This window comes from Catonella massiliensis, assembly GCF_016651435.1.
Taxonomy (GTDB): domain Bacteria; phylum Bacillota; class Clostridia; order Lachnospirales; family Lachnospiraceae; genus Catonella; species Catonella massiliensis.
The window spans coordinates 1,668,003-1,690,484 of sequence record NZ_JAEPRJ010000001.1; the positions used below are offsets into that span (position 1 = coordinate 1,668,003).

Sequence of the window (22,482 nt, forward strand, 5' to 3'; positions counted from 1 at the left end):
GACTAACGTATATCAAAAACACTTCTTACCTTTAGTTTATCCGGCTTGCCCCTTAGTATTTTTACACGCTTTTCTCCTGCATTCATGTCAAAGAAATTATCAGATAAAATTAGGTTGTCATCTTCATTACGTATTTCAACAGACTTTGCATAGTTTTCTGCAACAACAACTATTTCATCTTGTTCAACAAATACTTGTAGGTTTGGATCTAAAAACTTAAAGAACTTCGGTACTGTAAATATCACACTTCCACCGCTTACTTCCTCACCATTTTTGACAAGCCTATAGCTTATATAGCTATTATACTCATCCACATCATCAAAATTCTCCTGTTCTAACCATGTACAACTCATTGCATCAACTATAACTTCTTTCTCACCCTCCCTTAATATTCCAGAGGTATTATCTCTTAATTCCCATTTCACAGTTACTTTTTCTTTATTTATTGTATCATTAGTAACGCATAGTTTAATTGATTTCTTAAGTGCATATGGTTCTGCATTAGGATTCGGATCTTGAGAAAGTGCACCTTCTTCCTCACAAGATAGTAATAATGGGGCAAAAAACCGCTTTTCATAATAGTGAAGTGCTTTCCATCTGCCATAATAATCAATAGAAGACCATGACGCAACAGGCCAGCAGTCATTCAGCTGCCAGATTATAGTACCCATACATATACCACGGTTTCTTCTAAAATGTTCAACTCCATATTTAATTGCTTCAGCCTGCAAAAGTTGAGAGGCATAAAGAAGAATTTCAAAATTTGTTGGATATAGGTATGTTTGTTCCATATAGTTCATTATCTTACCATTTGCAGCTGCATTTCTCTGGTGTTTTTCCATAACCAATGAGAATACATTCCTATCCTCAGGTTCTGTAAAAGACTCAATAGTTCGAAAACTCGGAAATGACTGGAATCCAAACTCCGAAAGGTAACGAAATTTAAACTTTCTATATTCAGTAAATGGCTTATTTCCGTGCCATACATCCCAGTAATGTACATCTCCTCTATCCGGACTATTAGTATCCTTAAATCCTCCTCCCGAGGAAGGACTTGAAGGCCAGTAAAAAGTTTCCGGATCATATTGTTTTACTAGCTTTGGTATAATATATTCATGAAGCTTTATATAATCAGCTGCAAATTCCTTATCTTCATCAAACCCCAAGATATTCGCACAATAAAAACTCTCCATTTCATTATTTCCGCACCAAAGTCCTAAACAAGGGTGATTGCGAATTCTTTTTATATTTTGAATAAATTCCTCTATCAGGTTTTGCTCAAATTCATCATCACATAATCTATAAACTCCACAGGCAAACATAAAATCTATCCATACTACAAGCCCAAGTTCATCGCAAATATCCCAGAAAAAATCATTAGGATAATATCCTCCACCCCATACTCTTATACTATTATGATTAGCGCTTACTGCGTGTTGTAGCAGTTCTCTAGTTCGCTCTCTATTAATCCTGCTCAATATACAATCTTCAGGTATATAGTCAGCTCCCATCGCAAAATATCTTACTCCATTAACCTCTTGTGCAAAACTTTCTCCATACTTATCTTTCTCTCTACGTACAGTAAGCGTACGAAGTCCAATCCTCTTCTTAAATGTATCTACTACTACTCCATTCTTTAAGAGTTCGACTATCACAGTATATAATAGTTGCTCCCCTAATCCATTTGGCCACCATAGTTCTGGGTGGTTAATATCTATTTCAGGTACTTTATTACCATCTTTAACCTCTATGACATTAATAAGTGCACCGCTAGGATCCACTATCTTAATTTTAGCGACTATTTGTCTAGTACATATTTGCTCTTCGTCTTTACCAAAATATAAAGGAAATCTGCTATCCATACATTTTACTTGAATATCTATACTAAGTTTAACCTCCCCTTGTTGGTGTTTCTGTCTTATATATACACTGTCTAATCGCTCTGTATCACATCCAATAAGCTTAATTTCCCTAAAAATTCCTATATCAGGTAACCTTGGACCCCAGTCCCAGCCAAACATACACTGTGATTTGCGAATATGCGGTGTACCCCTCATTGCCTCTGTAGGTATAGGCCAAAATCCATCTCTACTATCCATTTCTTTTATGTATTTTGTGGGAGAATAAAATAGTATTTTAAGCTCATTGTTTTCTTTTTTTAATACAGACTTCACCTCATATTCCCAGCTTCTGTGCATATTATTCGCATATCCCAAATGTTTGCCATTTAGCCAAATATCTGCCAAAGTATCAAGCCCTTCAAAAACAATCGATATGTAAGGATATCTAAACAGTTCTTCTTCAGGCGAAAATACAGTACTAAACTCATAGTCTTGTTCCATCATTTTTAGAGCATCGTTTTCCTGTGCCCTATAGTAAGGGTCTTTCATCAATCCATGCTCCAAATACGTCTGATACACTGAACCAGGAACTTTCGTTTCTAAGTAATCTTCAGAGTTTCTTTCTCTTAATTTCCAATTTTCATTCAAATATTGTATGTTCATTTTTTCCTCCTGAAGTATTCTTCATATATATTGTCATTTGTATATTCTTTTCTAATAACTCCTTTTATGATATAATATGTGCATTCATTAGTTAAGGAGGTCTTAAATTTGGCATTTTTTGAAGATACCGATATACTTGAAACACCGTTTGATATATTTATGTTTGATAGTAATATTGATAGCGTCACTTACAGAGCACATTGGCACAATTATGTGGAATTCTTGTATATTTATGAAGGACACATAACTGTTGAATGTGATAACGTTCCCTATTCACTTAACCCTGGTGATTCTTTGGTAATTATGCCAAGAGTTATACATAGTTTCTATTCCAAATTTACAGGTCATATCCGCTATGGTGTTATCAAATTTAATCATACTAAAGTTAAATTTTCTACCAAAGCTGCTACATTGATACATGCTTTATTTAGTAGAGCTATCCCTATGGATTCTTTACCGATATATCTTTCTGCTTCAGATATTAATCAACTCTTTATGAAGAATACAATTGATAATATTATTTCTGAAGCAAAGAAGAAAAATATATTTTATTTTGACTTTATCAATTCCCAAATAGCTACATTGTTGGTTACAATACTGCGGTTTTGGGAGGAAAAGGACATAAACCTTAATACCATCATTAAACAAAGCAATAACTGCTCTGAAATATTTAAGGTGCTTGAATATATATCAAATCATTCGTGCGAATCCATTGCTATCCCAAGTCTTGCTAAGCAATGTAATATGAGTTATTCAACATTTTCCCGCCTCTTTAAACAACAGACAGGACGTAGTTGCAAAGAGTATATTGAATATATGCGTATAAGCAAAGCTCAGGACCTAGTTCTGTTTACAAGTAAATCATTAAACTGTATTGCATGTGAAACAGGTTTTTCGGACTGTAGTCACTTTATTAAAACTTATAAAAAATTATTTGGTATAACTCCAAATCAGCAACGCAAATCCCTCCCTTCAGATATCATGTCTTCAGCAGATATCAAGACATAGAAATATCCCATTCTTCATGGAGCTTAGGCACATCACTTATTAGACGTTTTGTATATGATTCCTGAGGGTTTAGTATTACATTATTTGCTAAACCTTTTTCAACAAATTTGCCATGCTCCATGATATAAATTGTATCAGAAATATAATATGCTAAACCTATATCGTGGGTAATAAATACGATGGTCATCTTGGTTTCATCTCTAAGTTTCAATAGCATATCCAATATGGTTGCTCGTGAGCAGGCGTCAACCATTGATGTAGGCTCATCAGCCATCAGAATTCTTGGTTTTAATAAAAATATACGCGCAATCATTAATCTTTGCATCTGACCACCTGATAATTCAAAAGGATACTTGTTATATAGTTCTTCATATTTTAAATTCACAAAGCTACAAGCATCTTCCATAAGCTTTCTTTTTTCATCATTTGTAATGTGTTTATTTCCTTTTAGATTAATACAATCTCTCAACACTGAATCTACCTTAATAAACATATTAAATGATGCAAATGGATCCTGAAATACAGCTTGTATATTTTTCCAATATTCTCTCCTCTTCTTTCCTGTAGTAAGATCCCTAGGTTTTCCATCAAATAAAAATTCACCTTCACTTGAACCTAGTATTCCTAATATCATTTTAAAAAGAGTTGTCTTACCACTTCCTGATTCTCCAACTATAGAAACTACTTCTCCTTGTCTAAATTCAAAGTCAACATGGTCTACAGCCATATTGCATTTATTCCCTATCCCAAATATCTTGGTAACTCCCTTACCGCTGATACAGGGTTTAATATCATTTGTCATTTTCATACACCTCCTTTAATTCATTTTCATTTAACAGGCAGCGATAACAACGCCCATTGCCGGTTTCTACCATATTGGGTCTAACAATATGACACTGTGGAAGTACATAACGACACCTTTCAGCAAATGCACAGCCTTTTGGTGGATTTTTCAGATTGGGAGGTGTTCCCGGAATAGCCCTTAGTTTCTTCTCTCTCGTACCTGATTCCGGTACAAGAATAGAATCCATTAAGCCTTTTGCATAAGGATGTATAGGATTAAAAACCATGTCTTTTGCCTTTGCTTTTTCAACAATTTGTCCAGCATACATAACCAAAATATCATCTGTGACATTGTATAATAAAGGTAATTCATGAGTAATAAATATCATCGTTTTGATATAACCCTTTGACATCAGCTCATGTAACATTTTGATAACTAACTTCTGACTTGATACATCTAAGGCTGATGAAGGCTCATCTGCAATTAAAACCTTAGGATTCAATATTGTTGATACTGCAATGACAGTTCTCTGTTTCATACCACCAGACAATTCAACTGAATATTTATCTAAAACTTCTTCCGGTAGTCCTAACGATTCAAATCTCTCTACAGCCATTTTTCTTACTTCAGTTTTAGTCTTAGTTTTGTCATGTGTATGAACTACATCCCATATCAATTTAATTATTTTTTGAGTAGGATTTAGAGCATTCATGGCTGCCTGAGGAATATATGCAATTTCTGTTCCAAGCATTAGTCTTCTAACTTCATCTGGTTTCATACCTGTTAAATCTTTACCATCAACTATTATTTTCCCACTAATATAATGTAATGGAGAGAAATAATAACCCATTAAACTAAGTGCTAATGTCGACTTACCACATCCGGACTCCCCTGCTATTCCAAGAGTTTTGCCTTCCTCAATTTTAAATGATACTTCATCGACAGCATAAACATCTTCTTGAGAGCGAGTTACATACTTTGTTCTCAATCCTATAACTTCTAAAATAGTTTTACCCATTATTTTCTCCTTCCTTATTCTCTCAATGTCGGATTGAATACCTGATCCATGCCTGTATTCATAAGATTAAGAGAAAATGATATTATAGCAATTGCAAAAATAACAGGAAAATATGCCCACCAAGATCCGTTTAAATGCGCTGTATATGTCATAGCCCAATTCATCATCAGACCAAGTGTTGCGGTTGTAGTCGTTGCAGGTCCTAATCCCAACATAGAAAGCTGAGCTTCAGCCAAAATTCCCGATGAAATCTGCAATATAAATGCCATGACAACATATGATGCCATATAAGGCAAAATATCCACAAAAATAATTCTAATCAGACCATGCCCAGACAACTTTGACATATTTACATGATCACGATTACGTAACGATATTACCTGTGAGCGAACACTTCTTGTTGTCCAAGGCCAAGATGTTAACCCAATAATAACAGCTACTATACCTACACCTCTTACTTGCTGCCCAACACTGTAAGAAATCAGTATGAGTATAATAAATGAAGGGATAACAGTAAAAAGATTTGTAATAAACATAATTAAATCATCAACGATTCCTCCTACAAACCCTGCAAAAAGCCCAAAAATTAGTCCTATACCGGTTGCTACTATTCCTGCTATCAAACCAATCTTTAATGAAGTACCAATAGCATATATAAGTTCAGTTAGTACATCTCTTCCAAAATTATCTGTGCCTAACCAAAAAGTCCTACGATTCGGTACATCAGTGACATTTACATAGATGTCATCACTAATTTCTGCCTGTTCGCTTAATTTACCTTCTTCATCCTTTTCTGCAATTATAACATTTTGCTTATTTAGAAGTTCTTTAAGCGATTTATCTAATCGTGCATAATACTTTTTTTTAGCTGCAATTAAGCCTTTTTGTGTATTTTTTACGTCATACCGTTCATGCCAAGCATTTATAAGCTTACTAATATCTGCATCTGAATCAGTTATAACACCTTTTTCAACACCACCATATTTCTCAAGCCAGGCAATCATATCAATTCTAGTCTCTTTATTTATTATAGTACTAAGTCTGTTAATTGACCCATCAATATTAAGTACATAGCTTTTGTCTTTTGATATACTTTGCTTTACTGTATCTACAGCGCAAATATAAGTTCCAGGCTTGTAGAATATTCCTTTTCCTATCATCTCAAGTTGATTGGTTGAAACTATTAAAGGATATAGTATTACAATTAATAATGTGAAGAAGAGTATTATAAAACCTATTTTAAATTGAGATGATTTCGTCAGCTGTTTTAATATATTTTTCATTTTCACCATCCTTAATCAGATTGTGTTGCCTTAATTCTTGGATCTATTAAACCGTATAGCAATTCCACTAATAGGTTCGCAACCAACACCATTATTGTTATAATCAAAGTGCAAGCGGATATAAGCGGATAGTCCCTTCCTGTTATAGCAGATAGCAGTGTTGTTCCAATTCCCGGATAAGAAAAAATTATCTCCGCAACTAAAGCCCCACCCACTATAGTACCTAAGCTCATAGCTAATCCTGTTATCTGTGGAAGCATGGCATTTCTAAAAACATACCATACTATCTTACTGTCCTTGATGCCTAAGAAACGGCTGTATTTCACATAATCTGCATTTAACTCATATATTGACATTGACCGCATTCCAATAGCTTGTCCCCCAATAGTCACAAGCACTATAGAAAAGAATGGTAATTTATAGTGGTCTAATACCGATAATATGAAAGTAGGACTAAAACTAGGTATTAAATCAAATCCATATCCTCCACTTGTAGGTGCCAAATGTAGTTTTACTGCAAATAGCGTAAGTAAGATAACTGCCATTCCAAATGCCGGTATATTGCTAAGGAACAAAAAAAGCGGTAATATCATTTTATCAAAGCCTTTTCTAATATATGCGGCAATTGCTCCCAGCACATTTCCTAAAATCCAACCAACAATTATAGCCGGTAATTGTAAAGCTATTGTCCACCATATACTACTATTAATAATATCTCCTACTTTTCTGGGATATTGACTAAATGATACACCAAGATCCCCTTTAAACATATTTACTATCCAAATAAAAAATTGCTGATATATAGGTTTATTAACTCCAAATGATTCTGCATATTCTGCATAAACCTTTTGTATAGCTGTTGCATCTGTTAATCCTTGTGCTGTCTGCGTAGCTATAGCTGAAACAGGATTACCCGGCATTAACCGAGGTAATGTAAAGTTAAGTATTATTGCCACAAAAAAAGTAAGAAGATACCAGATTACTTTATTTAAGTAATATTTTTTATATCCTTTCAAATTATGATCACCTTCCTTATACTTTTATAAAAGCAGAAACCGGTAGTTCCCACTACCGGCTTCCAAGATATTTATTCCTCAACCAAAGTCAAATCGTAAAGTGCTGCCACACCATATCCATCTGTACAATCGTATGGAGGAATATTTTTTCCATCATCTTTTTGCGGGAAGTTCGTCCACACTGATTCATTAACAATATGAAACGCTGCAGGTCTATACATCGCGGTAAAAGAAGGCACTTCATCCAAGTAAATCTGCGATAGTTCTGTGTAATATTCTTTTAGTTTTGCTTTATCATTCTCATTTGGGATTAATGCTATCAACTCATCTGCGCGTTTGTTTTCCCATTTTCCATAGTTGCCTCTAGTTACAATATCAAGATTATTCAATTCTGAACTCATCAGTTCCAAACATCTTTGCCAAGGACAGGATATTGCTGCGGTTCCATTAGGTGTCATCATTACGATATCAAAGTTTCCTGTTGTATAATCCTCTGTATAAGTAGGGGCATCTGGAAAATATGTCTCAATATTTATTCCAATTTCTTTACCTGCTGCCGCAATAATCTCAAGAGTTGCATTCCAATCCGACCATCCCTCAGGGCATTCTGCCTTGTAGCTAAGATTTTTTCCTTTAGGATACTCTCTAATTCCATCACCATCACTATCTATTACGCCTGCTTTATCCAATAATTTTTTAGCGCCTTCAATATCACTACCGAACTGATATGATTTAAGCTTATCTTTATTTATCATCTCTTGTTCCGCATCTGTCGCATTCATTACACTTCTAGGAACTTCTTCAAAAGTAGGCGATTGACCAGTCATAGCTGCTTTATTAATTTGATCAAAATCCACAGCCATAGCTATTGCCTTACGTATTTCTTTTTTATTCAACCCTTCTTTCTTTGTATTAAACCATATTGTTGGCATTGCTGCACAAATACCATAAGGTGCTTCTTCAATATAAGTAGATATAGGTAGTTTATCCTTTAACCATAAATTCTGTACATCAGGGACAAACATTTGAGCAACATCAACTTCACCAACCTTAAGAGCAACCAGTCCTGTATCATTTCCACTAAATATTGTGTGTGCTAGATATTTTGGAGCAGGTAGCTTCCCCCACATAGATTTAGCCTGGCCCCAATAATCATCCCTTCTAATTAGTACTACCTTCTGGTCATCAGAATAATAAGGTTTATATGCACCAGTGTTAACAAGGTCTTCCATTTTATCCTGTTTTATTGCATTTGCCTTACCTGCGTTACGGTCTGCAACAGTCTTAAGGTACTTCTCCTGCATAATATAGATTTTAGGTATAAAGTCAAGAACTTTCAAAGGGTTGACCGCTTTCCCCTTTTTATCTTTAACTGCAACAAATACTACAGTATTATCATTTACAGCTTTTACCTTTTCAATATACGGCTTATAGTCTGCACCTGCAGGCGTTTCGTACTTTATATGTGCGTCAAACGTTGCCACTACATCAGATGCTTTAAAACTGCTTCCATCACTCCATTTTGCATCTTTATTTAAATTAACAGTTAACTCAGTATTATCGGCATTCCAAGAATAGTCCGTACCAAGGAGTCCATATAGTTTGCCATCAAGCATATTATACATAAAAAGTGTTTCCCACACTATTTCCCTGGCACTTCCTGCTTGTGCTAATGCCATTCCGTTATTAGAATTTGAAGACATAGGATTCCAGTCACCAATTGTCCCCCATTGCTGTCCAGCAAAATATAGTGTTTCCTTACGAGGTGTTGTATTCGTATCTTTTTCGGCGGAGCTTTCTGACTTACTTACAGACGCACTATTGTTTTCATCTTTGGTGTCAGATACGCTTCCTACACTCTTTTGAGGCGAATTCTTCTGAGCAGAATCCTTATTAGAGTTACCACAAGCCCCAAATGTACAAGTTACTGCAATTGACAGAAATAAAGCTAATAAACGTTTTGTTTTCATTGTACTCCTCCTCACCCATAAATATTAATCACTTTTCTTAAAACTTATATGATTACTTAATTATATTGTATATTATAACTTTATAATATAATTTTTTAATCAATTTTATGTATAAATTAGTCATATTTTAGTATACATTCTACTATTAATTATACCATTTAACTAAATCTGCTATAATGTAGAAAGCTAAAATGATTGAAACAAACATATATCATCAAATTCAAAGAGTACAATATAAATACCCCTATAATTAGCCTATTAAAGCCTTTTATAGGGGTATTATTCTCATCCTCTAACCGACACAATATTCTCTTTTTCTACCAGCCTGTTTATAAAGCTGGTTCTGTCGTAACCAGCTGGGAACAACAGCTCAAAATCAATCTTGAGATTGTTGCCATCTCCCTTGGTTATCTTAATCGCTTTGATTTCTATTTTCTCTCTTGTCATATACTCTTCAAGCTCTTTTACTGCTCCATCTGATTTTTGTAATACAACTCTCAGATTATCCTGAAAGGCCTCATTGGACAGGAATCTCACTCTATGGAATACTACCTGCATTACAAGAATCATCACTGTACTTATGGTGGCAATAAAATACTGTCCTGCCCCCATACTCATTCCCATGCCGGCTGTAGCCCAGATGCCTGCAGCAGTTGTAAGACCGCTTACCGAATTATTATTTCTTACAAATATAATTCCCGCACCAAGGAAACCTACTCCACTAACTATCTGAGCAGCAACTCTAGATGCATCAAACTTATCCATATCATAAAAACCATATTTGGATACTACCATAATTAGAGCTGCTCCAAGTGCCACTATTGCGTGTGTACGCACTCCCGCCAGCTTATTACGGTTCTTTCTCTCAAAGCCGATTGCGGCTCCCAAGAGTCCTGCTAGAAGTATTCTTAAAGCAAATTCTCCCTGAAAGATAATCTGATCCCTCAACAAGTCAAGTATAGCGTCCACCTCCTAAAAATAATATCACCAACTAATAATATCGGCAAATATCCATATATTATCAACAAAATCACCAAAATCTTTTAAATAAATCCAAGCCAAACTTTTCCACAACCAGCCTATTATCCATATCAGTGTAACAAAAGATGATACTATCTTTCAAGTATAATTAGTATAAATTAGTGTTATTTGACAATAGCAGTATAATTAAAAGTCTCTCCACAACATTTGCAGAGAGACCTATGTATTACTTAATTAAATTATAGAATTAGTTGCCCATCTGAGCTGCAACTTCAGCAGCAAAGTTCTCGCTCTTCTTCTCAAGACCTTCACCAGTCTCAAAACGAACAAAACCTGTAAGAGCCATGTCTGCTCCCTCAGCCTTAGCTACGCTATCGATGTAGCTCTGAACTGTCATGCTGCTATCCTTAACATATACCTGGTCAACAAGGCAGATTTCCTTAAGTTCCTTGTTAAGCTGTCCCTTAAGAATGTTCTCAAGAACGTTAGCAGGCTTACCTGATAACTTAGGATCATTTGCTGCCTGAGCCTTAAGAATCTCTAACTCATGGTCAAGATATTCTTTAGAAACGGCATCTCTATTAAGGTATGTAGGGCGCATAGCTGCTATCTGCATAGCTACGTTTCTTGCAGCTTCTTTAATAGCCTCATTAACTACGTTAGTCTTAAGAGCTACAAGTACACCAATTCTGCTGCCGTGGATGTATGACTCAACTAAGCCATCATTCTCTACAAGCACTGCAAATCTTCTGATGTTCATGTTCTCACCGATAACTGCAATCTGCTCTGTAAGAGCTGTCTTTATAGACTTTCCTGTCTCAAACTCTTCCTCAAGGAAAGCCTCTATATCAGCTGCAGCTGTCTTAAGAGCCTTAGCTGCTACCTGATTAGCAAATGTAGTGAACTTCTCATTCTTAGCAACGAAATCAGTCTCAGAGTTAACTTCAACAATCGCTGCACTCTTTCCGTCTTCTGCAACTGCTGCTGCACAAACGCCCTCAGCTGCGATTCTCTCAGCCTTCTTAGCAGCCTTCATAAAGCCGTTTTCTCTAAGCCATTCAACTGCCTTATCCATATCTCCGTCAGTTGCACCAAGTGCCTTCTTGCAATCCATCATACCTGAGCCTGTTATTTCACGAAGCTCTTTAACCATAGCTGCTGTAATTGCTGCCATTTTCTCTTCCTCCTATTATTCTTTATCTAAATAACTATCATATTATTCTTCTGTTGCAACTTCTTCAGCTGCATCACCAACCTGCTCACCCTGATTAGCCTCGATAACAGCATCAGCCATCTTAGCAACGATGAGCTTTACAGCTCTGATAGCATCATCATTACCAGGAATTACGTAGGTAAGTTCATCAGGATCGCAGTTAGTATCAGCGATACCGATAACAGGAATATCAAGTGTATGTGCTTCCTGAATACAGATTCTTTCCTTCTTAGGATCTACTACGAAGATAGCGTCAGGAAGCTTCTTCATTTCCTTAATACCGCCAAGGTTCTTCTCAAGCTTCTCCCAAGCCTTCTTTATCTGGATAACTTCCTTCTTAGGAAGGACATCAAATGTACCGTCTTCGCTCATCTTCTCATATTCTTTGAGCTTTGCGATACGGCTCTTGATTGTCTTAAAGTTAGTAAGCATACCACCAAGCCATCTCTCATTTACATAGTACATACCTGAACGAATAGCCTCATCCTTAACTGCTTCCTGAGCCTGCTTCTTTGTACCAACAAAGAGGATGGTTCCTCCATTAGCTACAATGTTCTTAATAGCCTCATAAGCTGTATCAACCATTCCTACTGACTTCTGTAAGTCAATGATGTGGATACCGTTTCTCTCGGTATAGATGTATGGAGCCATCTTAGGGTTCCATCTTCTGGTCTGGTGTCCAAAATGTACACCTGCTTCAAGTAACTGTTTCATTGAAATAACGCTCATTTTTCTACCTCCATGGTTTTTCTTCTGCCTGTTTCAGCGTCTAACTGCCATACCCCTTAGGGCACCATCAGTATAAAACAGACATGATTTAATAGTTTAGGTATTCATAAAAATACCCTGCACATTTTTAGCGCAAGGTATATTTTAGCATAAAATACTGTATATTGCAAGCACCCGTTTGCATTAGTTTAGATGACTTCATCAATATATAAATCTTTTCTCCTTGACAGATCTATAAAATCGCTGCCTGCTACAATCATAGGCTTAGACAAATATACTTTATTGGTCATTAGCACCTTTGCCTCGCGTCCGTCATTTAAGACAACTCTGGTTCCAATAAAATTATCAGCAATATGCTTTAAGAATACTGTATACATGCCTGCATCGTACTTCTGTATACCTTCATCTTCAAACATCCTGATAACCTTAAACGGACAAATCATACCTCTGTAAGGTCTCTCAGAAGTGATGGCATCGTAAATATCAACAAGTGCAATCAACCTGGCATAAGGATCGATTTTTTTAGGATTAAATGGGGTTGGATACCCTGTTCCGTCTACCTTCTGGTGATGCTGCAGTGCAGCATTTAGTACATGAGGGTTGGCATTCATCTCCTTAAGAATCTCATATCCGGCTACCGGATGATTACATACAATTTCGTACTCTTCGTCTGTGAGCTTACCAGGCTTGGTAATAATCTCAGATGGAATAGTTAGCTTTCCAATGTCATGGTAGAGGCCACACTGCTGTGCAAGAGCTATTTCCTTTGGAGAACATCCGAGCCATTCAGCAAGAAGCCCTGCAAGCAGAGCAACATTGAGGCTGTGCACATAGCATACATCGTCAAAACGGCGTAAGTTTGAAAGTAAGTCAAAGATCGGAAGGCTCCCTTCCGGCATAATCAAATCTCCCATTATCTTCTTTGCCGTTGTCTCTAAGTCTGCATCCGGATTGCCGTCAACTATACGGTTCAATGTACCTCTTAACTTGACAACTCCAGAGGAGAACTTACCTCTAAAGAGCTTATAGTCAGGACTTTGCAGAACCTTTTCATAGTATGAGTATCTTTCATCTGAATATGACACCGGTTTTGCAGAAGCCTTTTCTAAGTCCTTCTTTTCCTTAACAAATACAAAAGAAACTTCATTATTTTTGAGCTTTTCTATACTTTCATTATCTATCTCTTCTCCTGAAGTGATAAGAAGCAAACCTGCTCTTGTATGCACATCCTTGGCTATAACCATCCCGGGCTGTAATTCTCCACATCTTTTTAATACCATAATTGTCCCTCATCAAAAGTTATTAGTTATACTTCTATTATACCTATTTTTATAATGATTATCAACCAAAAAAAGACAGATATTGCAATAACGCAATACCTGCCTTAATAATCTTAATACATGATTACTTAAGTGTAACCTTAGCTCCTGCCTCTTCAAGCTTAGCCTTGATAGACTCAGCATCTTCCTTAGAAGTAGCTTCCTTGATTACCTTTGGAGCAGCCTCAACTGCTTCCTTAGCTTCCTTAAGACCAAGGCCTGTAAGCTCACGAACAACCTTGATAACCTTAATCTTCTCTGCGCCTACCTCTGTAAGCTCTACATCAAATTCAGTCTTCTCTTCAGCTGCTGCTGCGCCAGCGCCTGCTGCTGCAACTACAACACCTGCTGCTGCAGATACACCAAATTCTTCCTCGCAAGCCTTTACGAGATCGTTTAATTCAAGTACGCTCATGCCCTTAATGGCATCGATAAATTCCTGAGTTGTCATATTAATTACCTCCATTAAAATTAAATGATTTTTCGGTCATATTTTTTGACCATCTGATAACAAAATTAAGCTTCAGCTCCGTTACCCTGCTTCTCTGCAATCTGGTTAAGAACACGAGCAAAGTTGGTAATAGATGACTGTAAGCTGCCAAGGAGTTTGGAAATAAGCTCCTCTCTTGAAGGAATGGTAGCAATAACATTCATTCCCTTTGCGTCATAGTAAGTTCCCTCTACAACGCCGGACTTAATCTCAAGCTCTTTTGCCTGCTTTGCAAAATTAGACATAATTCTTGCAGCGGCAGTAGCATCCTCATAAGAAAATGCAACAGCTGAAGGTCCTTCCAAATCCACATCTAACTGTGAAAAATCAGTTCCTTCAAAGGCACGCTTTAAGAGAGTGTTCTTGTATACCTTGTATACAACTCCTGCCTCCCTTAACTCCTTACGGAGCTTTGTGTCCTGCTCAACAGTGAGTCCACGATAGTCAACTAATACTATAGAGCTTGCTTTTTCAACATGTCCCTTAATCTCGTCAACTATTGGCTGTTTGATTTCAACTTTAGGCATAATCTTCCTCCATTCCGAAACGCCTGTAGCCTAAAGGCTGGGATAGAGCGTTTCTAGTAATATCCCCTTACTGCTTGAAGTCAGATGAATTATTGAATATACACAAATAAAAAAGCCTGAAACTGCGAGAGTTCAGACCGTAATATTCCTAAAAATAATTACATCCCTCGGCAGGCGTTTCCACTTACACATCTTAACTGATGTACCTGCTGTCTTCGGCAGTTGTTCTTAACGAACGTTACTATTTATAACATAGTTGAAAGCATTTGTCAAGTAACAATCTAAAAAAAGACCAATATAGATTTTCCCTTCATACCCCCTCCCTAAAATCGGCGTTAAAATAGGGCTGCCTCGACAAGCCCTACTTTAACGCATCTTTTTATGATACACTAAACTTAAATTTTTCTTATAACTTTCCCTTTTTTATCTATGATATACCAGTTATCTCCCTCTCTTACAGAGGCGATTCCTTCGCTGAAAAAAATTGCATCATCATACTTAAGCTTTATTACCTCTTCCCCTTTTTTATTGATATAACCATACTTGCCGTCCTTACCTACCCTAGCCAGTCCTTCACTAAAACTCCATGCATCATCATACTTAAGCTTTACTACCTCTTTCCCTTTTTTATTGATATAACCACACTTACCGTCCTTACCTACCCTAGCCAGTCCTTCTCTAAAATTCCATGCATCATCATACTTAGGCTTTACTACCTCTTCCCCTTTTTTATTGATATAACCCCACTTATCGCCCTTCTTTACACTAGCCAGTCCTTCCCAAAAACCCCGTGTATCATCATACTTAGTCTTTACTACCTCTTCCCCTTTTTTATTGATATAACCAATCTTACCGTTCTTCTTTACACCAGCCAGTCCTTCGATGAAACCCCATGAACCATCATACTTAAGCTTTACTACCTCTTCCCCTTTTTTATTGATATAACCCCACTTGCCGTCCTTACCTACCCCAGCCAGTCCTTCACTAAAATCTCCTACTTCATCATACTTAGGCTTTACTACCTCTTCCCCTTTTTTATTGATATAACCACACTTACCGTCCTTCTTTACACCAGCCAGTCCTTCTCTAAAACCCCATGAACCATCATACTTAAGCTTTACTACCTCTTCCCCTTTTTTATTGATATAACCAATCTTACCGTCCTTCGTTACACCAGCCAGTCCTTCGGTGAAATCTCCCACATCATCATACTTAAGCTTTACTACCTCTTCCCCTTTTTTATTGATATAACCATACTTGCCGTCCTTCGTTACACCAGCCAGTCCTTCGATGAAATATCCTACAGAATCATACTTAGGCTTTACTACCTCTTCCCCTTTTTTATTGATATAACCATACTTGCCGTCCTTACCTACACTAGCCATTCCTTTCCTGAAAGCTCCTACATCATCATACTTAGCCTTGGCAAACACCTCTCCTGTCTGAAATATCCCCACTATCATAGCCAGAATTAACAACACTGAAATCTTTTTTAACATTTTCTTCATTTTCTTTTTCCTTTCATCTCATTAAACTTTTAATCTTTCTTTACTTCTCTCCGACATAAAAGCTCTCTCTCAAGGACATATATCTATCCTTTCAGAGTACCGTTTCATGCCGCCTGATTCTAACCTTCGCCCCTCCTTTCCCTATAAAAAGCAAAAAAATGCCTAAAGATAACATCTTTAAGCATTTTTTCTTCTTTTTTTTATAAAAACAGACAACCAAACTAAACAGAGTTACACCTGTCTGTCTGTCTGTCTGTCTGTCTGTCTGTCTGTCTGTCTGTCTGTCTGTCTGTCAAAATTATATTCTCTCTCATTCCCCTGTCAACCCCTTTTTCTGATAAAAACCCTCGATTTTATCACACAATAAGCTATTATTCAGCTAAGTATTTCAACGAATTTATTTTACCAAATCTTTATCCTTTTGTAAAGACTCTAAAATCTCCCTCACCCTTGCAATTGTAAGATGTAGTTTTTCAACTTAAATGCAACATGGTGTTACACCTACTCTGACAGATACCTCGGGAGTTTGACAACCTAATCCGTTATGAGGTTCATCAAAGCCAGATATGGCTTATTTTTTTTGTCAAATCTTAAATTTATGCTTGCACGTTCCACTCCGATACGTTATAATAGTATTGGAGGATAATACTATGAGATTAGGATGGACTACCGGAAAATATTCAATTACCTATCGTGCTGTTAAAACAGTTAGAATCAATGGGAAAAACAAAACTCAGATTGTTAAAACTTTCGGTTCAGAAAAACAAATCTGCGAGATGTATGGCGTGAAAGATGCAAAAGCCTGGGCTAAAGAACAGGTGCGTATTATGAATGAAGCTGAAAAAGAAGATTCCGCAACATTTAATATTGAGCTCTGTGCCGCTAATGACCTTGTTAGTAATGAACAGCATAGGTTTAATGGCGGATATCTTTTCCTTCAGGATATTTATTATGAATTAGGCATGCATAAGATTTGCCGTGCAATCTCTGCGAGACACCCATTTGAGTACGACCTGAATGACATACTTTCACGTCTTATATACAGCAGAATACTTTTCCCGTCATCAAAAAGGAATAGCTTTGAAGAGTCAAAGCGCTTTATTGAACAGCCCTCTTTTGAACTACATGATGTTTACCGCTCATTATCAGTGATAGCAGAAGAGGCTGATTATATTCAGAGCCGCATTTTTAAAAATAGCACTGCAGTGCAAAAACGAAATACTCAAGTAATCTATTATGACTGTACAAATTTCTACTTTGAGATCGACAATGAAGAGGATGATAAGCAGTTTGGCAAAAGTAAGGAAAACCGCCCACTTCCTATAGTAGGAATGGGGCTGTTTATGGATAGCGATGGTATTCCTATATCTTTTTGCATTTATCCCGGAAACCGCAATGAACAGACCACTATGATTCCGCTTGAAAAGAAGATGCTTTCTGGATTTGATATGTCCAAGTTTGTTGTCTGTACAGATTCAGGGCTGTCATCTGCAACAAACCGGGTGTTTAATTCCTACGACAGCGAAAACGGCATGCGCGGGTATATAACAACACAGCCTATCAAAATACTTAAAGACTTCTTACAAGAGTGGTGTATGGCTGATGATGGATGGCTTCTCGATGGTGATAGAAGCGGCAAAAAATATAGGATATCAGAATTAGACAATGAAAAGGATAGAGACAAGATTTTCTACAGATCGCGATGGATTAAAGAGGAAGGTATCGTCCATACAGACAGTGGCGACAGAAAGCAAATAATCGAACAGAAGCTTATTGTTTCATACTCCTTAAAATACCGTGATTTCCAGCGCCATGTGCGTAAAGGACAGATTGAAAGAGCTGCGAAAATGATTGAAAAAGGACGCTCATCGATAGAAAGAAAAAAACAGAATGATCCTAAACGATTTATAAAAACCGACCATACAACAAAGTACGGGGAGATTGCAGATGTATCCATAAACAGCATAGACCAGTCATATATTGAAAATGAAGAAAAATATGATGGTTTCTATGCTGTATGCACCAACCTTAATGACAACATAGGTAGTATAGTCAGGGCAAACAAGCGACGTTGGGAGATTGAAGAATGCTTTAGAATAATGAAAACTGATTTTGAAGCACGTCCTGTATATTTAAACAGGAAAGACAGGATACTTGCCCATTTCATAACCTGTTTTATTTCGCTTATTGTATACAGGTATCTTGAAAAGAAACTTAATAATAAATATACCATAGACCAGATACTTCCTACCCTTCAGGAAATGGATTTCATAAAGTACGAGGGTAAAGGTTATCAGCCCATTTACACCAGAACAAAAATCACAGATGCACTGCACGATGCATTTGGATTCTGTACATCTAAACAGATAGTTCCAATAAAAAAAATGAGGAATATTTTTTCACAAACAAAAAAATAGATAGTGTAACGTGCATATGTGAATTTTCCAAAAGCCCTGTAACTCGCTTCTATAGTGAATTACAAGGCTTTTTTTCTTAAAAAGCTGTCAAAGACGGGTATTTCAACGAATTTATTTTACCAAATCTTTATCCTTTTGTAAAGACTCTAAAATCTCCCTCACCCTTGCAATTGTAAGATGTAGTTTTTCAACTTAAATGCAACATGGTGTTACACCTACTCTGACAGATACCTCTGTTGCATTTACATTGAAAGATATCGTTGCACTTACCTTGAAAATCTAGATTTTCCCTTCATACCCCCCTCCCTAAAATCGGCATTAAAATAGGGCTGCCTCGGCAAGCCCTACTTTAACGCATCTTTTTATGATACACTAAGCTTAAATTTTTCTTATAACTTTCCCTTTTTTATCTATGATATACCAGTTATCTCTCTCTTTTACAGGGGCGATTCCTTCACTGAAATCATTTGCACCATAATACTTAATCTTTACTACCTCTTCCCCTTTTTTATTGATAAAACCCCACCTGCCGTCCTTCAATACCCTAGCCAGTCCTTCTCTGAAATCATCTACTTCATCATACTTAGGCTTTACTACCTCTTCCCCTTTTTTATTGATATAACCATCCTTGCCGTCCTTAACTACCCAAGCCAGTCCTTCTCTAAAATCTCCTACTTCATCATACTTAGGCTTTACTACCTCTTTCCCTTTTTTATTGATAACTCCCCACTTGCCGTCCTTCTCTACCAAAGCCAGTCCTTCTCTGAAATCGCCTGCATAATCATACTTAGGCTTTATTACCTCTTTCCATTTTTTATTGATATAACCCCACTTACCGTCCTTCTCTAACAAAGCCAGTCCTTCTCTGAAATCTCCTGCACCATCATACTTAGGCTTTACTACCTCTTCCCCTTTTTCATTGATATAACCATACTTACCGTCCTTCTTTACCAAAGCCAGTCCTTCACTGAAATCGCCTGCATGATCATACTTAAGATTTACTACCTCTTCCCCTTTTTTATTGATATAACCAAACTTAACCCAGCTAAACAAACTACCTATCCCTACCATAGCCAGTCCTTCACTAAAATCTCCTACTCCATCATACTTAGGCTTTACTACCTCTTCCCCTTTTTCATTGATATAACCACACTTGCCCATGCCCCACTTGCCGTACTTCTTTACCCCAGCCAGCCCTTCACTGAAAGCTTCTAAAATACTATACTTAGGCTTTACTACCTCTTCCCCTTTTTTATTGATATATCCATACTTGTCGTCCTTCTCTACCCTAGCCAGTCCTTCACTGAAAGCTTCTCCCTTATCATACTTAGGCTTTACTACCTCTTCCCCCTTTTTATTGATATATCCATACTTGCCGTCCTTCCTTACCAAAGCCAGTCCTTCACTAAAGTCTCCTGCATCATCATACTTAGGCTTTACTACCTCTTCCCCTTTTTTATTGATATATCCATACTTACGGTTTACCCAATAATCATCTATTGTTGTTACCCAAGCCAGTCCTTCGCTGAAAGCTCCTACAAGTTCATACTTAGCCTTGGCAAACACCTCTCCTGTCTGAAATATCCCCACTATCATAGCCAGAATTAACAACACTGAAATCTTTTTTAACATTTTCTTCATTTTCTTTTTCCTTTCATCTCATTAAACTTTTAATCTTTCTTTCCTTCTTCCCGACATATAAGCTCTCTCTCAAGGACATATATCTATCCTTTCAGAGCGCCGTTTCATGCCGCCTGATTCTAACCTTCGCCCCTCCTTTCCCTATAAATAGCAAAAAAACCGCCTAAAGATAGCATCTTTAAGCAGTTCTTCTTCTTTTTTCTATAAAAACAGACAATCAAACCAAACAGAGTTACACCTGTCTGTCTGTCTGTCTGTCTGTCTGTCTGTCTGTCTGTCTGTCTGTCTGTCTGTCTGTCAAAATTATATTCTCTCTCATTCCCCTGTCAACCCCTTTTTCTGATAACAACCCCCAAATTTATCACACAATAGGCTATAATTCAGCTAAGTATTTCAACGAATTTATTTTACCAAATCTTTATCCTTTTGTAAAGAGTCTAAAATCTCCCTCACCCTTGCAATATGTAAGAATACAATAGATGTGAAACCTCACCCTATACAAAAGAGAGTTAGTTTCTTATTTAAGTCGGCGCTGCTTTATGGAGTGTTTACGGATAGATACATACTTTTCTATATTACCGATTGTAAGCTGTTTAAGTGGCAAATCATACTTAAATTCCTTGAATTTAGATGCAAATTTTTCGTAATATTTTTTAGATATTTACCTTTTCTCAAAGCATAATAAATGTTATTATCTTTTTTTAATATAAATCTATAATCTTTTACATTATCATTTTTAACATTTACACCAAAACCTCCTGCATCTCCATCGCTGTTTCCTATTTTAAAAAGTAGATAATCTTTACTAAAATAACATTTTTTTATCCCAAAATCGAAGTACCAATTGCTTGTTATCTCTTTGCTTTTCCCCTTATGTAAATCTAATTTACATAATCGGCAATATCCTTCTCCATAAACAATACAATACATATTATTTTTATAAAAAAAAGACCAATCAAAAAATGACTAGTCTTTTTTCTTAGTTTATATAAGCTGGCGACGGGAGTCGGACCCGTGACCTCCGCACTACCAATGCGACGCTCTACCACCTGAGCCACGCCAGCAACACGTTACTCTTTTTTAGAGCAACCTTAGACATTCTACTAAATTTTAGCCTAAATGTCAAGTATCATTTTATAAACCTTACGGCCCCTATAATACCTGCATCGTTGCCAAGTTTTGCTGACTCTACTGTTAACCCAATGGCAAAATTAGGCATTACACTTTTAAGAACTTTCTCTTTTACTTTATCAACGAAAAGTTCCTTCTGCCCGGATACTCCTCCGCCTAAGATTATCATTTCAGGATTGAAGGTATGAACAAGTCCTACCAGTGCCGCTGATATGTAGTTTATCCATTCATCTACATATTTTATAACAACTTCATTTCCCGCTGCAACCTCCTTAAATATCAATCTTCCATCTACCTTACCAGCTTCAATTCCTTTTATCTCTCCAGAGATAACAGCCTCTTTCACCTTTCTTACGAGGGCGCTTGTAGAGCCATAGTGCTCTATACAGCCCTTATTACCACAAGAGCAGTCTTCTCCGTCAACATTAACAGGTATATGGCCTATTTCGCCAGCAAAGCCCTTTGTACCCAGCAAAATCTTGGAGTCTACTATTATCCCTCCGCCAACTCCTGTACCTATTGTCATGACAACCACATTTTCCTTACCTCTTGCGGCACCCTTCCACATTTCTCCAAGGGCTGCAGCATTGGCATCGTTTAATACAGCAGTCTTTACGCCAAATTCATTCTCAAATCTTGACCTGATGTTAGTTCCCTCCCAGTTCTTTATATGTCCTGCGGAGCCCTCTACTATGCCAAGCTTAGTGTTTATACCTCCTGTAGCTGACACACCAATTCCCGCAATTTCGGCAAAGTTCTTATTATTATCTTCCATAAAAAGCCTTGTGCTCTTAACTACAGTTTCAATAATGGGCGTTTCATAATTATCGAATTTTACAGGGTATTCTAAAACCCTGCTTACCATATTTCCATCTTCATCTACAAGCCCTAACTTTACTGCTGTACCGCCAATATCTATTCCTAAGTACATCTTATCAGCCAT

At 36.9% G+C, this 22,482-nt stretch carries 17 protein-coding genes, 1 tRNA gene and 1 other annotated feature; of the genes, 2 read left to right on the forward strand and 16 right to left on the reverse strand.

Annotated elements, in window-relative coordinates:
* Window positions 1-2: 2 nt before the first annotated feature.
* The gene (locus JJN12_RS07565; protein ID WP_208429105.1) at window positions 3-2,504 is read right to left on the reverse strand and encodes a beta-mannosidase; all 2,502 of its coding nucleotides are present in this window, start codon (window positions 2,502-2,504) and stop codon (window positions 3-5) included.
* Between the two features lie 108 nt (window positions 2,505-2,612).
* Here JJN12_RS07565 and JJN12_RS07570 point away from each other — a divergent pair, with 108 nt between their 5' ends.
* Entirely contained in the window at window positions 2,613-3,512 is a 900-nt protein-coding gene (locus tag JJN12_RS07570; RefSeq protein WP_208429106.1) for an AraC family transcriptional regulator, read from the forward strand.
* Here JJN12_RS07570 and JJN12_RS07575 read toward each other — a convergent pair.
* From JJN12_RS07575 to JJN12_RS07630, 12 genes are all read right to left on the reverse strand, one after another.
* A complete protein-coding gene (locus JJN12_RS07575; protein WP_208429107.1) occupies window positions 3,502-4,314 on the reverse strand; it encodes an ABC transporter ATP-binding protein in 813 nt (270 codons plus the stop codon). The genes JJN12_RS07570 and JJN12_RS07575 overlap by 11 nt on opposite strands.
* Window positions 4,304-5,314 carry an ABC transporter ATP-binding protein gene (locus JJN12_RS07580; RefSeq protein WP_208429108.1) on the reverse strand — a complete coding sequence of 337 codons (1,011 nt, stop codon included), beginning with the start codon at window positions 5,312-5,314 and terminating at the stop codon, window positions 4,304-4,306. The genes JJN12_RS07575 and JJN12_RS07580 overlap by 11 nt, the downstream gene beginning before the upstream one ends.
* Window positions 5,315-5,328: 14 nt before the next feature.
* A complete protein-coding gene (locus JJN12_RS07585; protein WP_208429109.1) occupies window positions 5,329-6,597 on the reverse strand; it encodes an ABC transporter permease in 1,269 nt (422 codons plus the stop codon).
* 11 nt (window positions 6,598-6,608) lie between these two features.
* Window positions 6,609-7,613 carry an ABC transporter permease gene (locus JJN12_RS07590; protein WP_236013732.1) on the reverse strand — a complete coding sequence of 335 codons (1,005 nt, stop codon included), beginning with the start codon at window positions 7,611-7,613 and terminating at the stop codon, window positions 6,609-6,611.
* A 71-nt stretch (window positions 7,614-7,684) separates the two neighbouring features.
* Window positions 7,685-9,583: an ABC transporter substrate-binding protein gene (locus JJN12_RS07595; RefSeq protein ID WP_208429110.1), complete on the reverse strand. Its 1,899-nt coding sequence runs from the start codon at window positions 9,581-9,583 to the stop codon at window positions 7,685-7,687.
* A 285-nt stretch (window positions 9,584-9,868) separates the two neighbouring features.
* The gene (locus JJN12_RS07600; protein WP_328706796.1) at window positions 9,869-10,552 is read right to left on the reverse strand and encodes an MgtC/SapB family protein; all 684 of its coding nucleotides are present in this window, start codon (window positions 10,550-10,552) and stop codon (window positions 9,869-9,871) included.
* A 259-nt stretch (window positions 10,553-10,811) separates the two neighbouring features.
* Window positions 10,812-11,738, reverse strand: a complete 927-nt coding sequence (gene tsf / locus JJN12_RS07605) for a translation elongation factor Ts (protein WP_208429111.1) — start codon at window positions 11,736-11,738, stop codon at window positions 10,812-10,814.
* A gap of 42 nt (window positions 11,739-11,780) precedes the next feature.
* Complete coding sequence (gene rpsB / locus JJN12_RS07610; RefSeq protein ID WP_208429112.1) at window positions 11,781-12,506, reverse strand: 30S ribosomal protein S2; 726 nt, start codon at window positions 12,504-12,506, stop codon at window positions 11,781-11,783.
* 188 nt (window positions 12,507-12,694) lie between these two features.
* Window positions 12,695-13,786, reverse strand: a complete 1,092-nt coding sequence (locus JJN12_RS07615; RefSeq protein ID WP_208429113.1) for an HD-GYP domain-containing protein — start codon at window positions 13,784-13,786, stop codon at window positions 12,695-12,697.
* Window positions 13,787-13,910: 124 nt separating this feature from the next.
* The gene (gene rplL / locus JJN12_RS07620; RefSeq protein ID WP_208429114.1) at window positions 13,911-14,276 is read right to left on the reverse strand and encodes a 50S ribosomal protein L7/L12; all 366 of its coding nucleotides are present in this window, start codon (window positions 14,274-14,276) and stop codon (window positions 13,911-13,913) included.
* Window positions 14,277-14,341: 65 nt separating this feature from the next.
* Window positions 14,342-14,842 carry a 50S ribosomal protein L10 gene (gene rplJ / locus JJN12_RS07625; RefSeq protein WP_208429115.1) on the reverse strand — a complete coding sequence of 167 codons (501 nt, stop codon included), beginning with the start codon at window positions 14,840-14,842 and terminating at the stop codon, window positions 14,342-14,344.
* A 98-nt stretch (window positions 14,843-14,940) separates the two neighbouring features.
* Window positions 14,941-15,079, reverse strand: a sequence feature (ribosomal protein L10 leader region).
* Between the two features lie 158 nt (window positions 15,080-15,237).
* Window positions 15,238-16,350, reverse strand: coding sequence for a WG repeat-containing protein (locus JJN12_RS07630; protein ID WP_208429116.1), 1,113 nt, complete (start codon window positions 16,348-16,350; stop codon window positions 15,238-15,240).
* A 650-nt stretch (window positions 16,351-17,000) separates the two neighbouring features.
* On the opposite strand from JJN12_RS07630, the gene JJN12_RS07635 reads away from it, so the two are divergent.
* Window positions 17,001-18,767: an IS1634 family transposase gene (locus tag JJN12_RS07635; protein WP_208429117.1), complete on the forward strand. Its 1,767-nt coding sequence runs from the start codon at window positions 17,001-17,003 to the stop codon at window positions 18,765-18,767.
* A gap of 378 nt (window positions 18,768-19,145) precedes the next feature.
* Here JJN12_RS07635 and JJN12_RS07640 read toward each other — a convergent pair whose 3' ends face one another.
* The 3 genes from JJN12_RS07640 to JJN12_RS07650 all read right to left on the reverse strand — a co-directional run bounded on the left by JJN12_RS07640 (window position 19,146) and on the right by JJN12_RS07650 (window position 22,482).
* Window positions 19,146-20,408 carry a WG repeat-containing protein gene (locus tag JJN12_RS07640; protein WP_208429118.1) on the reverse strand — a complete coding sequence of 421 codons (1,263 nt, stop codon included), beginning with the start codon at window positions 20,406-20,408 and terminating at the stop codon, window positions 19,146-19,148.
* Window positions 20,409-21,399: 991 nt separating this feature from the next.
* Window positions 21,400-21,472: transfer RNA gene (locus JJN12_RS07645), tRNA-Thr, on the reverse strand.
* Between the two features lie 65 nt (window positions 21,473-21,537).
* A complete protein-coding gene (locus JJN12_RS07650; RefSeq protein ID WP_208429119.1) occupies window positions 21,538-22,482 on the reverse strand; it encodes an ROK family protein in 945 nt (314 codons plus the stop codon).